Genomic DNA, 12,394 nt, shown 5'->3' with positions numbered 1-12,394 from the left:
AAGGGGCGGCCAAGTGGCGGCGGAAGCGGTGACGGCGGAAGGGGGCAGCAGGATAGACCCCATGCACCAGTTCCTGATCGAGCCCGTGCTCGGTCAGCGCTGGATGGTAGGCGGGTACGACCTGTCCTTCACCAATTCGGCCTTGTGGATGGTGCTGACGCTCGGCGCGCTGTGGCTGTTCATGCTGGCGGGGATGAAGCGCGAGCTGATCCCGGGCCGCGCGCAGATGGCCGTCGAGACCTTCACCGGCTTCATCCAGACGATGCTGATCTCGAACATCGGGCCGGAGGGCAAGCGGTTCCTACCTTACGTGTTCTCGCTATTCATGTTCATCCTGTTCGCCAACATACTGGGATTGCTGCCTTTTGGCGTGATCCCGGGCGTTCATCCGTTCACCGTCACCAGTCACATCACCGTCACGGGCGTGCTCGCGATCATCTCGTTCGCGATCGTGCTGATCGTCGGGTTCGGGCGGCACGGGTTCCACTTCTTTTCGCTTTTCGTGCCGCACGGTACGCCCAAGCTGATGATCCCGCTGATCTTCGTGGTCGAGCTGATGAGCTTCCTGGTCCGGCCGTTCAGTCTCGGGCTACGACTGTTCGTCGCGATGACCGCCGGGCATATCCTGCTCAAGGTGCTGGCCGCGTTCGTGATCAACGGGATCAACTTGGTTGACGGCCCCAACGCCTCGGTCGCTTACATCGCGATCGTCAGCGTGCCGTCCTTCATCCTGATGGTCGGGATCACGCTGCTCGAGCTGCTGGTCGCGGCGATCCAGGCCTATGTATTCGCGTTGCTGACGTCGGTCTATCTGAACGACGCCGTCAACCTGCATTGAGTGTTACCTACCGTTACCTTCTTTTGATGTGGAGTGAATGATGATGGACGCAGAAGCCGCCAAGATGATCGGCGCCGGCCTCGCCGCGATCGGCATGGGCATCGCCGCGCTGGGCGTGGGCAACGTGTTCGCCAAGTTCCTGGAAGGCGCGCTGCGTAATCCGGGCGCGGCGGACAGCCAGCAGGGTCGGTTGTTCATCGGTTTCGCGGGCGCCGAGCTGCTCGGCCTGCTCGCCTTCGTGACCATGATCATCCTGCTGTTCGTGGCCTGACAAGCGCTTCGTGACGGCCGGGCGGTCGCGCCCGGCCGTTTACGGGACGGGAACCCGCATGCCTCAAATCGAACAGCTCGCCTCGACCTACGCGTCGCAGATCTTCTGGCTGCTGATCACCTTCGGCCTCCTGTATTTCGGAATCGGCAAGTCGATGGTGCCCAGGATCCAGGCGACCGTCGACCTTCGCGACGCGCGTATCGCGGACGACCTGCACGCGGCGGAGTCCGCGCGCGCCTCCGCCGACGCGACGGAGGAGGCGTGGAGGACCGAGATGGAGGCCGCGCGTATGGCGGCTCAGGCTGAGACCGTCGCGGCCAAGGCGCGCGCGACCGCCGCGTTCGAGACGCAGGTGCGCCAGGCCGACGCCGACCTGGCGTTGCGCTTCTCGCATCACGACCGCGCGGTCGCCGAAGCGAAGTCGGCGGCGATGGGGAATGTCCAATCGATCGCGGCGGACGCCGCGCGCGACCTGGTCGTCAAACTGTCCGGCGCGCAGGTCAGCGCCGACGCCGCGTCCGCGGCGGTGCGCGAGGTGATGACGAATGGCTGACCGATCCGGCGATATAGCCGTCGCCGCCAACTTGTCGCACGCGACCGGGAACGAGCCGCTCGCCGCGGCGGACGTGCGCGACGGCAGCGCGCTAATCGAAGAAGTTCATGAGCCGGGCGGGGCGGAGCATGTCGTCGAACCCACCGCGCTCGGCTTCAACACCACCGGTTGGGTCGGGATCGCCGCGCTGGTGGTGCTGCTCATCATGCTGGTCCGCGGCGTGCCCGCTATGATCGGGCGCTCGCTCGACGGCCGCATCGCCGACATCCGCCGTCAGCTCGACGATGCCGCGCGGCTACGCGCCGAGGCGGAGGCGCTTCGGGCGGAATACGAAGCCAAGGCCGCGTCCGCGCACGGCGAGGCCGAGACCATCCGCGCGCATGCGCATCAGGAGGCGCACGCCATCATCACGAAGGCCAAGGCGGATGCCGAGGCGCTGATGGATCGCCGTGCGCGCATGGCCGAGGACAAGATCGCCGCCGCCGAGCGGACCGCGCTCGCCGAGGTCCGCGCCACCGCCGCCGAGGCCGCGGTGAAGGCGGCCGCGTTGTTGATGCGCGACGGCGTCGATGCGGGGTTGGACCGTTCGCTGGTCAACCGCACGATCGCCGGGATTGGACGACCGAACTAGGCCCTGCCCTCCAGATGTTCCCGTAACTCGGCGCTTTCCGAGGACCAACCCCATGTCCTGGCTCATCCTCGCGCTCGCGATCGTCGCCGAGATCTGCTGGGCGCTCAGCCTGAAATGGGCGTCGAACGTCGGCACCTTGGTCGCCGGCGCGGTGCCGATCGCGCTCAGCTTCGTGACGATGGGCATGCTCGCGCTGGCGATGCGAGGCCTGGCGGCGGGGACCGCCTATTCGATCTGGAGCGGGTTGGGCGCGGTCGGCGTGATCGTCGGCGGTGTCGTCCTGTTCGGCGAGCGTGTCACGTTCGTCCAGGGCTGCTTCATGGCGCTGACGGTGGTCGGCGTGGTCGGGACCAAGCTGTTCTCGCCGGGCTAGGCGGACGGACCCGATTGGACAGCCGCCGACCGCACTCTTATCGCGACCCACACAACGGTTTCGAGGGAGCGGGGCGGTATGGATCGTCGTCAATTCATGGCGGGCGCGGGCGCGACGGCGCTGGCGTCCACGAACGTCGCGCAGGTCGCCCCGGGCACGGCGGCGGACGTGCCGCTGCGCGCGCTGCTCGACCGCTTCTTCTATGATCGATTGGCCGACAACCCGGAAGGCGCGACCAGCCTTGGGCTCGATACGGGCGAGCGGGCGGGGCTCCGCTCGCAGCTGTCCGACCGCTCGGCCGCCGGGCGCGGGCGCGAACTGAGCAGGGCCAAGGCGGAGCGTGCCGAACTGCGCCGGATCAACCGGGCGCGCCTGTCGGCCGCCGCCAGGGTCGATCACGACGTCGTCGCGTATCAGCTCGACCGCGCCGTCACCGGCGGCGAACGTTTCGCCTACGGCTCCGGCTCGGGTCGGTACGCGCCGTATGTGCTCAGCCAGTTGACCGGCGCATATCGCGACGTGCCCGACTTCCTGGACGGGCAGCATCCCGTGAAGACCACGACCGATGCCGATGCGTATCTGGCACGGCTGTCCGCCTTTCCCAAGGCGATCGACGACAACAGCGCGAGCCAGCGGGCGGACGCTTCGCGCGGCGTGTTCGCGCCCGACTTCCTGCTCGACACCACGCTCAAGCAGATGGCGGCGCTCCGTGACCAACCCGCCGCGAGCACGACCCTGGTCACGTCGTTCGCCGCCAAGCTCGCGGCGGCGGGCTTGCCGGGCGACCGCGCCGCACGCGCGGCGGCGATCGTCGAGCGCGAAGTGTATCCCGCGCTCGACCGTCAGCGTGCGCTGGTGACCGCGCTGCGCGCCAAGGCCACGCACGATGCGGGCGCGTGGCGTCTGCCCGACGGCGACGCCTATTACGCGGCGGCGGCTGAGGCGGCGAGCACGGTGGCGATGAGCGGCGACGCGATCCACCGTATGGGGCTGGACCAGGTCGCCGAGATCACCGGCCGGATCGATGCCATCCTGAGGACGCAAGGGATGACGCAGGGGACCGTCGGTGACCGCCTGGTCGCGCTCAACAAGCGTCCGGATCAGCTGTTCCCCAACACCGATCCGGGGCGCGAGGCGTTGCTCGCCGAACTCAACCGTCAGGTGCGCGCGATGCAGGCGCGCCTGCCGGAGGCGTTTTCGGTCGTGCCGAAGGCCCCGGTCGAGGTCCGCCGCGTCCCGCCCTCGATCCAGGCAGGGGCGCCCGGCGGCTACTACCAGAACGCGACCCTCGACGGGTCGCGGCCGGGCATCTACTTCATCAATCTACGCGATACGTTCGACCGGCCGAAGTTCGGGCTGGCGACGCTCTCCTACCACGAGGCCGTGCCGGGGCACCACCACCAGGTCATGACCGCGCTCGAATCGGACGCCATTCCGCTCATTCGGCGGCGCGGCGGGTTCAGCGGCTATTCGGAGGGATGGGCGCTTTATTCCGAGCAGTTGGTCGATGAGATGGGCGTGTATGACCGGAACCCGCTCGGACGGATCGGCTACCTCCAGTCGCTGCTGTTCCGTGCGACGCGGTTGGTGGTCGATAGCGGCCTGCATGCCAAGCGATGGAGCAGGGAGAGGGCGACCGACTATCTGATCGCCACGACCGGCATCGCGCGCGGGCGCAGCCAGGGCGAGATCGATCGCTATTGCGCATGGCCGGGGCAGGCGACGAGCTACAAGATCGGCCATTCGGTCTGGGTGCGGCTGCGCGACGAGGCGAGGAGGCGGCCGGGGTTCGACCTGAAGCGTTTCCATGACGTGCTATCGCTCGGCGCCATGCCGTTGACGGTGCTGGAGCAGGTCGTGCGCGAACGGATGGCATAGCGTCTCATGAACACCTAGATTCGACTGACCATGGCGACCTCCACCACCGACCGCTTCAACGAAGAGAAATCCAGCTTCACCGTACGTGGTACCGACACGCCCGACCTCGATGCGGGCGTAGCCGCGATCCGCAACGTGCTCAAAACGCTGCCCTTGCATCCCGGCGTCTATCGTATGCAGGACGCGCGCGGCGAGGTGCTGTATGTCGGCAAGGCGCGCCAGTTGAAGCAGCGCGTGGCGAATTATTGCCAGGTGACCGCGCTTCCGCGCCGGCTGCAGCGGATGGTGTCGCAGACGCGGTCGATGACGATCGTCACGACCAATAACGAGGCGGAGGCGCTGCTGCTCGAGGCGCAGCTGGTCAAGCGGTACCGCCCGCCCTACAACGTGCTGCTCCGTGACGATAAGTCGTTCCCGTTCATCCTGCTGCGCTCCGACCACGACTTCCCGCGCGTCCAGAAGCATCGGGGAGCGCGGCGCGCGGTCGGCGACTATTACGGCCCGTTCGCGAGTGCCGGGTCCGTCACCAGCACGTTGAACGCGCTGCAGAAGCTGTTCCTTCTCCGCTCCTGCACCGACCCGTTCTTCAAGACGCGCGACCGGCCGTGCCTACTCCACCAGATCAAGCGTTGCTCGGCCCCCTGCACCGGCCGGATCGACAAGGAGGGTTATGCCGAGCTCGTCGAGGACGCGCGCAGCTTTCTCGCGGGCAAGTCGACGCAGGTGCAGGCAAAGCTCGGCGCGCAGATGCAGGCCGCGGCCGAGAACATGGATTTCGAGCTCGCGGCGCTGCTCCGCGACCGGTTGAAGGCGCTGACCTTCGTGCAAGGGACGCAGGCGATCAACGCGGAGGGCATGGGCGACGCCGACATCTTCGCGCTGGCCGCGCGCGAGGGCGTCACGGGCATCCAAGCCTTCTTCATCCGCGGCGGCCAGAATTGGGGGCATCGCAGCTTTTTCCCGCAGCACGCCGTCGACGTGCCGGAAGACGAGGTGCTGGCGAGCTTCCTGATGCAATTCTATGAGGAGGTGCCGCCGCCCAAGACCATCCTGCTCGACCGCGACCTGTCCGAGGGCGAGCTGCTCGGCCAGGCGCTCGGCGAGCGGGCGGGGCACAAGGTGACGCTGTGCATGCCCCAGCGCGGCGACCGGCGGCGGCTGATGGAGCAGGCGCGACGCAACGCGACCGAGGCGCTGGAGCGTCGCGCGGCCGAGTCGACCACGCAGGCCAAGCTGCTGCGCGAGGTCGCCGACCTGTTCGACCTACCCGAGCCGCCGAACCGCATCGAGGTATACGATAATAGCCACATCCAAGGGACGAACGCGCTCGGCGCGATGGTCGTCGCGGGGGCGGAGGGGTTTCGGAAGGGGCAGTATCGCAAGTTCAATATCAAGAATGACAAGATCGCGCCCGGCGACGATTTCGCCATGTTGCGCGAGGTGTTCGAGCGGCGGTTCGCGCGCGCGCAAGCGGAGGACCCCGACCGCGACGGCGAGTCCTGGCCCGACCTGGTGCTGATCGACGGCGGGCGAGGGCACCTGAACGCCGCCAAGGCGACGCTGGAGCGGATGGGCATCGAGGACGTCTGCCTCGTCGGCATCGCCAAGGGTCCGCATCACGGCCGCGACGGGCGCGAGGTGTTCCACATGCTGGACGGCCGCGAGTTCCAGCTGCCCGTCGGCGCCCCCGTGCTGTTCTACCTCCAGCGCCTGCGCGACGAGGTCCACCGGTTCGCGATCGGCGCGCATCGCGAGAAGCGCGCCAAGGCGATCGGCGCGAGCCCGCTCGACGAGGTGCCGGGCATCGGTCCCGCGCGCAAGAAGGCGCTGCTCATGCATTTCGGCACGGGCCGCGCCGTCCGAAACGCCAGCCTGGAAGATCTGCAGCGTGCGCCGGGCGTATCGGCGGCCGTCGCGCAGCAAGTATACGACTTCTACCATGCGCGCTAAGGCAGGCGCGACGGCGTTGCGGTCCCGGGTGGGATACGCCACCTTGCCCCAATGCACATCCGTGCCGACGCGATCATCCTGTCCACCCGCAATCACGGCGAGCATGGCGTGGTAGCGCGCGCGCTCACGCGGGACCACGGCGTCCAGCCCGGCTATGTCCGGGGCGGGCGTTCCAGGCGCTTGCGCCCGGTGCTCCAGCCCGCCAACCTCGTGCTCGGCGAATGGCGCGCGCGGACGGGCGAGCAGCTGGCGGGACTGACGGTCGAGCTCGTCGCCAGCCGGGCCGCGCTCCATGACCAGCCGCTCGCCGCCGCCGCGCTGCAATGGGCCACGACGCTCGCCGCCGTCGCCCTGCCCGAGGCGCAGCCTTATCCGCACATCCACGACGCGCTCGGCGGCGTGCTCGATGCGATCGAGGCGGCGCCGTCGGCGCGCGGCTGGGCGGCGGCGCTGGCCCGGTACGAGCTGGTCGTGCTGGCCGAACTGGGTTTCGGCCTGGACCTCGACCGATGCGCGGTGACGGGCGTGGAGGAACCGCTCGCCTATGTAAGCCCACGAAGCGGTGCCGGCGTCTCGCGAGCGGGCGCAACGGGTTACGAGGCGAAGCTCCTGCCGCTCCCACGCTTCCTGATCGAAGGCGGAGAGGCGGAGTGGGACGACATCTTCGCCGCCTTGCGGCTGACCGAGCATTTCCTGTCGCGCACCGTGCTCGTCGACCGCGCCGCCGACACGCTCGCGGCCCGGACGCGGCTGGTGGACCGGCTGCGAAGGGCGGTTGCATGACCGAACGACGAGCGGCAAGGCGGCCCGCGAAGGTGGGGATGATGACGACCAGGTTGATCGCGTTGTGCGCCGGCGACGGTATCGGGCCCGAGGTCATCGCCGAAGCGCGGCGCGTGCTCGAGGCGCTGGATCTTGGACTGACGTTCGAGGAGGGACTGGTCGGCGGCGTCGCCTATAGCAGGGCGGGCCATCCCCTGCCGCCCGAGACGCTCGCGCTCGCCAAGCGTTCGGACGCGGTGCTGTTCGGCGCGGTCGGCGCTCCCGAATATGACGCGCTGGAACGCGCGCTCCGTCCGGAACAGGCGATCCTGGGATTGCGCAAGGAATTGGGGCTGTTCGCCAACATCCGTCCGGCACGGCTGTTCGCCGGGTTGGAGGACGCTTCCGCGCTCAAGCCAGAGGTGTCGCGCGACATCGACCTGGTGATCGTCCGCGAACTGACTGGCGACGTGTATTTCGGCGACAAGGGCCGGCGACGGACCAAGAAGGGTCTGCGCGAGGGATACGACCTGATGCGCTATGACGAGGCGGAGGTCGCGCGGATCGCGCGGGTTGGCTTCGAGACGGCGGCCAGGCGGTCGGGGCGGCTGTTGTCGGTCGACAAGGCCAACGTGCTCGACACGTCGCAATTATGGCGCGACGTCGTCAACGAAGTCGCGCGCGACTATCCGGCGGTCAGGCTACAGCACATGTATGTCGATAACTGCGCGATGCAGCTGGTGCGCGCGCCGGGTCAGTTCGACGTGATCGTGACGGGCAATCTGTTCGGGGACATCCTTTCCGATCAGGCGGCGATGTGCGTGGGATCGATCGGGATGCTGCCTTCCGCCGCGCTCGGCGAGACGGGGGTGGGGCTGTACGAACCCGTCCACGGCTCCGCCCCCGACATCGCCGGACAGGGCCGCGCCAATCCATGCGCGGCGATCCTGTCGGCGGCGATGATGCTGCGCCATTCGCTGCGCCTGCCCGAACCCGCCGAGCGGATCGAGCGCGCGGTCGGCGCGGCGATCGCGGCCGGCGCGCGGACGCCCGACCTGGGGGGCGATTGCTCGACGCGGGGCATGGGCGACGCGGTGCTCGCCGCCCTGTGACGACCGGACCGTGACGACGGCGTCGCTCGAGCTGGCGGTGGTGGTGCCCGTCTTCAACGAGCGGGCCAACGTGCCGCTGCTGGTCGACAAGCTCGCGCAAGCACTTGCCGGCGTTTCCTGGGAGGCGATCTTCGTCGACGACGACAGCCCCGACGGCACCGCGGACGCCGCGCGCGAGCTGGCGCGCACCGACGCGCGGGTGCGCGTGATCCAGCGGATCGGCCGGCGGGGGCTGTCGTCCGCCTGCGTCGAGGGCATGTGCGCGACCGCCGCTCCCGTGGTCGCCGTGATCGACGGTGACCTGCAGCATGACGAGGCGCTGCTGCCACGTATGCTCGCGGCGTTCAGGGCCGACGCGACGCTCGAGCTGGTGGTCGGATCGCGCTTCGTCGCGGGCGGCGGGACCGGCGCGTGGGACCGCGATCGCGTCGCGAAGTCCGCCCTCGCGACAAGGCTTTCGAGGCGGGTGCTCAAAGCCGATCTCAGCGATCCGATGAGCGGCTACTTCGCGATCCGCACCGACATCGTCCGGCGGCTGGCCCCCGACCTGTCGGCGATCGGCTTCAAGATCCTGCTCGACCTGATGACCACCGCGACGCGGCCGTTGCGCTTCATCGAGCTGCCCTACACCTTTCGCGTCCGCACGGCGGGCGAGAGCAAGCTCGATCACGTGGTCGCGATGGAATATCTGATCGCGCTGTATGATCGCATGGTCGGACGCGTGGTGCCGGCGCGCTTCGCGCTGTTCTGCGTCATCGGGCTGATCGGCGTGCTGCCGCACATGGCGGTGCTCAGCCTGCTCTTCCTTATCCTGGATGCCGAGTTTCGGGCGGCGCAAATCGCCGCGACCGGCGTGGCGATGACGTTCAATTTCTTCCTGAACAACGCGCTGACCTATCGCGATCGACGGCTGAAGGGCGGGCGCCAACTCCTAGACGGTTGGGTGTCGTTCTGCGCCGCCTGCTCGGTCGGCGCGGTAGCGAATGTCGGCGTCTCCGAATTCCTGTATGATGCGCGAGAGGGCGTGTGGGTGGTTCCCGCGCTGGTCGGGATCGCGGTCAGCGCGGTGTGGAACTACGCGCTCTCGTCGCGCTTCGTGTGGGGGCGATATTAGACCCAGCCATCGAACCAGGTCCAGCGGCGGAACGAGTTCGCGTTCGCGAGCGGCGTGGCGGCCAGGATCGGATAGAAATACAGGAACGTGGCGACCGCCACGATTAGCAGGGTCTCGTCGATCCCGTCGAGGCGGTCGCGCGCGTATCGTTGGAACGCGGCGGCGATCGCGACCGAAAGCCAAATGCTTGGAACATAATAATAATAGAAGAACCCCAGCGACTTGGGGATGATCGCCCACACCGCGTATGAACCGATCCACAACATCGCCACGCCGCCGAGCCGCTGGTCGCCGCAGCGGACGAAGGCCCACAGGCACGCCGCCACCGCGACCAGCCCGCCCCACATCACCGCCGGGTTGCCGACCAGCAGCACGCCGCGCCGCGCGCCGTCGACAGGCTCGTACAGGTACCAGATCGGGCGGAGCAGTAGCGGCCAGCTCCACCATTCCGACTGGTAGGTGTGCGCGGGGAGCACCTGTGTCTGCAGGCGGTACATCTCGAGCTGGAGCGGGAATAGCGCCGGGAGCGTCAATGGACGGTCGGCGTAGAAGAAGGCGGGAGCGAAGGTGAGCAGGTACGCCGTCGCGCTCGCCAGACCCAGGATGACAAGCGCCGCCACCCGGCCGAGCCCCGGCCAGCGATCCGGCCGTCGCCGCTTGAGCAGGAGGAACGCCGCCCCGGCATAGGCGACGTACGGCGCGGCCGCCCATTTCACGCCGACCGCCAGGCCCAGCAGCACGCAGCCGAGCGCCCACCAGGCGACCGCGCGCCCCCGCATCCCCCACACCATCGCCGCGACCGCGCCGACGACGAACGCCGCCATGAAGCCGTCGAGCATCCCGATCCGCGCCTGCACGAACACCGTGCCGTTCACGATCGTCAGCGCGGCCCCGATCGCGGCGGTGCGGACGCCGCCGAACAGCCGCCATACTATGGCGTACACCCCCAGCACCGTCGCGGTGCCCGCCAGCGTCGACAACGCCCGCCACCCGATCGCGTTATCGCCGAACAGCGCGATGCCGAGCGCGATCAGCGTCTTGCCGAGCAGCGGGTGCTCGGCGTTGATAGGGTGCGACAACGCCAGGATCGCGCGGGCGGCGGGGACGTAATGCACCTCGTCGAACATCAGCTTGGAGGGTGTTCCCAGCCGGAACGCGAACAGCGCCTGTGCGACGAGGCCGACGAGCAGGGCCATGGGCAGGGGACGGATGAGCGCGCGCACGGTCATCTCCTTTCCCGATGGGGGCGTAACCCGCAAGGCTATGGGCTTGCCCCTGGCGTCCCGCCCCGGCATAAGGCGATATCGATGAAGCGTACGACCGGACAGGACCGCGCGACCACCGCCGGGTGGCGTCCCGCGACGCGCGCGATACGCGGCGGTACCGCGCGCACCGAATATGGCGAGACGTCCGAGGCGTTGTTCCTGACGTCCGGCTATAGCTACGATCGCGCCGCCGACGCCGCCGCGCGCTTCGCGGGCGAGCAGGCGGGGATGACCTATTCCCGGCTGCAGAACCCGACGGTCGAGATGCTGGAACAGCGGATCGCGCTGATGGAGGGCGCGGAGGCGTGCCGGACGATGGCGACGGGCATGGCGGCGATGACGGCCGCGCTGCTCTGCCAGCTGGGCGCGGGCGATCACCTGGTCGGCGGACGCGCGGCGTTCGGGTCATGCCGGTGGCTGACCGACACGCTGCTCCCGAAATTCGGGATCGAGACCACGATCGTCGATGCGCGCGAGCCGCAACAATTCGCCGACGCGATCCGGCCGAACACCAAGGTGTTCTTCTTCGAAACGCCCGCGAACCCGACGATGGATGTCGTTGATCTCCGCGCGGTTTGCGACCTGGCGCGCTCGCACGGGATCACCTCGGTGGTCGACAACGCGTTCGCCACGCCCGCGCTCCAGCGGCCGATGGAGTGGGGCGCGGACGTGACCGCCTATTCCGCGACCAAGATGATGGACGGGCAGGGCCGCGTGCTCGCGGGCGCGGTGTGCGGGACGGACGATTTCATCACGAACACGCTGCTGCCCTTCACGCGGAACACCGGGCCGACCCTGTCGCCGTTCAACGCGTGGGTGGTGCTGAAAGGCCTCGAGACGCTCGACCTGCGCATCCGCCGCCAGTCGGAGAACGCGCTGGCGGTCGGGCGCTTCCTGGAGGGCCGGGTGCCGCGCATGCTCCATCCCGGATTGCCGAGCCATCCGCAGCATAATCTGGCGATGTCCCAGATGGATGCGTGCGGACCCATCTTCGCCTTCGAGGTCGAGGGGCGCGGGCAGGCGCACGCGTTGCTCGACGGGATGACGCTGATCGACATCTCGAACAATATCGGCGACTCGCGCTCGCTCATGACGCATCCCGCCTCGACGACGCATGCGAGCGTTTCCGCCGACAAGCGCGCGGAGATGGGCGTCACCGAGGGCCTGCTGCGCCTCAATGTCGGTCTCGAGGATCCCGCCGACCTGATCGAGGACCTCGACCGGGCACTCGCCGGGGCGGGGCTGTGAAGGCGTTCTTCCCGCATTCGGCCACGACGCGCGGCGTGACGGTGCGCGTGTCGGTCAACTACCTGCCCGAACAGTCCGAGCCCGACCGGGGCCGGTGGTTCTGGGCGTACCATATCCGCATCGAGAACGAGGGCGACGACGTCGTCCAACTCCTCACCCGGCACTGGATCATCACGGACGGGCGCGGCGCCCGGCACACGGTGGAGGGCGAGGGCGTCGTCGGCGAACAGCCCCAGATCGAGCCTGGTTCCAGCTACGACTATGTCTCGGGCTGCCCGCTCGCGACGCCGACCGGGACGATGCAGGGCAGCTATCACGTGATCGCGGGCGACGGGGAGACGTTCGACGTGGCGATCCCCCGCTTCCCCCTGACCGCCCCGGCGGTGGCCCGATAGGCGT

At 68.6% G+C, this 12,394-nt stretch carries 13 protein-coding genes; 12 read left to right on the top strand and 1 reads right to left on the bottom strand.

The features are described 5' to 3' along the window. Nucleotides 1–28 precede the first annotated feature (28 nt). From ACFE71_RS01290 to ACFE71_RS01245, 10 genes are all read left to right on the top strand, one after another. Entirely contained in the window at nucleotides 29–838 is an 810-nt protein-coding gene (locus ACFE71_RS01290) for a F0F1 ATP synthase subunit A (protein WP_375427092.1), read from the top strand. Nucleotides 839–881: 43 nt separating this feature from the next. Beyond that, the gene (locus ACFE71_RS01285) at nucleotides 882–1,109 is read left to right on the top strand and encodes a F0F1 ATP synthase subunit C (RefSeq protein ID WP_375427091.1); all 228 of its coding nucleotides are present in this window, start codon (nucleotides 882–884) and stop codon (nucleotides 1,107–1,109) included. Between the two features lie 58 nt (nucleotides 1,110–1,167). Continuing rightward, nucleotides 1,168–1,662, top strand: coding sequence for an ATPase (locus ACFE71_RS01280; protein ID WP_375427010.1), 495 nt, complete (start codon nucleotides 1,168–1,170; stop codon nucleotides 1,660–1,662). Next, the gene (locus tag ACFE71_RS01275; RefSeq protein ID WP_375427009.1) at nucleotides 1,655–2,293 is read left to right on the top strand and encodes a hypothetical protein; all 639 of its coding nucleotides are present in this window, start codon (nucleotides 1,655–1,657) and stop codon (nucleotides 2,291–2,293) included. The genes ACFE71_RS01280 and ACFE71_RS01275 overlap by 8 nt, the downstream gene beginning before the upstream one ends. A gap of 52 nt (nucleotides 2,294–2,345) precedes the next feature. After that, complete coding sequence (locus tag ACFE71_RS01270) at nucleotides 2,346–2,666, top strand: DMT family transporter (protein ID WP_375427008.1); 321 nt, start codon at nucleotides 2,346–2,348, stop codon at nucleotides 2,664–2,666. 78 nt (nucleotides 2,667–2,744) lie between these two features. Next, nucleotides 2,745–4,544 (top strand): DUF885 family protein, encoded by a 1,800-nt coding sequence (locus tag ACFE71_RS01265; RefSeq protein ID WP_375427007.1) that lies wholly within the window; start codon nucleotides 2,745–2,747, stop codon nucleotides 4,542–4,544. A gap of 30 nt (nucleotides 4,545–4,574) precedes the next feature. Further along, nucleotides 4,575–6,494 carry an excinuclease ABC subunit UvrC gene (gene uvrC, locus ACFE71_RS01260; protein WP_375427006.1) on the top strand — a complete coding sequence of 640 codons (1,920 nt, stop codon included), beginning with the start codon at nucleotides 4,575–4,577 and terminating at the stop codon, nucleotides 6,492–6,494. Nucleotides 6,495–6,545: 51 nt separating this feature from the next. Continuing rightward, nucleotides 6,546–7,277 (top strand): DNA repair protein RecO, encoded by a 732-nt coding sequence (gene recO / locus ACFE71_RS01255; protein WP_375427005.1) that lies wholly within the window; start codon nucleotides 6,546–6,548, stop codon nucleotides 7,275–7,277. Nucleotides 7,278–7,318: 41 nt separating this feature from the next. Beyond that, on the top strand, nucleotides 7,319–8,368 hold the full coding sequence (gene leuB / locus ACFE71_RS01250) for a 3-isopropylmalate dehydrogenase (protein ID WP_375427004.1): 1,050 nt from the start codon (nucleotides 7,319–7,321) through the stop codon (nucleotides 8,366–8,368). Nucleotides 8,369–8,378: 10 nt separating this feature from the next. Next, nucleotides 8,379–9,482 carry a glycosyltransferase family 2 protein gene (locus ACFE71_RS01245; protein WP_375427003.1) on the top strand — a complete coding sequence of 368 codons (1,104 nt, stop codon included), beginning with the start codon at nucleotides 8,379–8,381 and terminating at the stop codon, nucleotides 9,480–9,482. Here the strand turns inward: ACFE71_RS01245 and ACFE71_RS01240 are convergent. Next, nucleotides 9,479–10,711 carry a glycosyltransferase family 39 protein gene (locus ACFE71_RS01240; protein WP_375427002.1) on the bottom strand — a complete coding sequence of 411 codons (1,233 nt, stop codon included), beginning with the start codon at nucleotides 10,709–10,711 and terminating at the stop codon, nucleotides 9,479–9,481. The two genes, ACFE71_RS01245 and ACFE71_RS01240, sit on opposite strands and share 4 nt — an antisense overlap. A 78-nt stretch (nucleotides 10,712–10,789) precedes the next feature. On the opposite strand from ACFE71_RS01240, the gene ACFE71_RS01235 reads away from it, so the two are divergent. Then, nucleotides 10,790–11,995: a trans-sulfuration enzyme family protein gene (locus ACFE71_RS01235; RefSeq protein ID WP_375427001.1), complete on the top strand. Its 1,206-nt coding sequence runs from the start codon at nucleotides 10,790–10,792 to the stop codon at nucleotides 11,993–11,995. Continuing rightward, a complete protein-coding gene (gene apaG / locus ACFE71_RS01230) occupies nucleotides 11,992–12,390 on the top strand; it encodes a Co2+/Mg2+ efflux protein ApaG (protein WP_375427000.1) in 399 nt (132 codons plus the stop codon). Before ACFE71_RS01235 ends, apaG begins: the two co-directional genes overlap by 4 nt. The last annotated feature ends 4 nt before the right edge of the window (nucleotides 12,391–12,394 follow it).

The sequence above is a fragment of the uncultured Sphingomonas sp. genome, assembly GCF_964237155.1.
GTDB lineage: Bacteria > Pseudomonadota > Alphaproteobacteria > Sphingomonadales > Sphingomonadaceae > Sphingomonas.
This window is presented reverse-complemented; position numbering and strand designations above follow the sequence as displayed.

Coding starts and splice junctions, on each gene's coding strand:
- ACFE71_RS01285 (WP_375427091.1), top strand. CDS start 882: ATGGACGCAGAAGCCGCCAAGATGATCGGCGCCGGCCTCGCCGCGATC.
- ACFE71_RS01280 (WP_375427010.1), top strand. CDS start 1,168: ATGCCTCAAATCGAACAGCTCGCCTCGACCTACGCGTCGCAGATCTTC.
- ACFE71_RS01275 (WP_375427009.1), top strand. CDS start 1,655: ATGGCTGACCGATCCGGCGATATAGCCGTCGCCGCCAACTTGTCGCAC.
- ACFE71_RS01270 (WP_375427008.1), top strand. CDS start 2,346: ATGTCCTGGCTCATCCTCGCGCTCGCGATCGTCGCCGAGATCTGCTGG.
- ACFE71_RS01265 (WP_375427007.1), top strand. CDS start 2,745: ATGGATCGTCGTCAATTCATGGCGGGCGCGGGCGCGACGGCGCTGGCG.
- uvrC (WP_375427006.1), top strand. CDS start 4,575: ATGGCGACCTCCACCACCGACCGCTTCAACGAAGAGAAATCCAGCTTC.
- recO (WP_375427005.1), top strand. CDS start 6,546: ATGCACATCCGTGCCGACGCGATCATCCTGTCCACCCGCAATCACGGC.
- leuB (WP_375427004.1), top strand. CDS start 7,319: ATGACGACCAGGTTGATCGCGTTGTGCGCCGGCGACGGTATCGGGCCC.
- ACFE71_RS01240 (WP_375427002.1), bottom strand. CDS start 10,711: ATGACCGTGCGCGCGCTCATCCGTCCCCTGCCCATGGCCCTGCTCGTC.
- ACFE71_RS01235 (WP_375427001.1), top strand. CDS start 10,790: ATGAAGCGTACGACCGGACAGGACCGCGCGACCACCGCCGGGTGGCGT.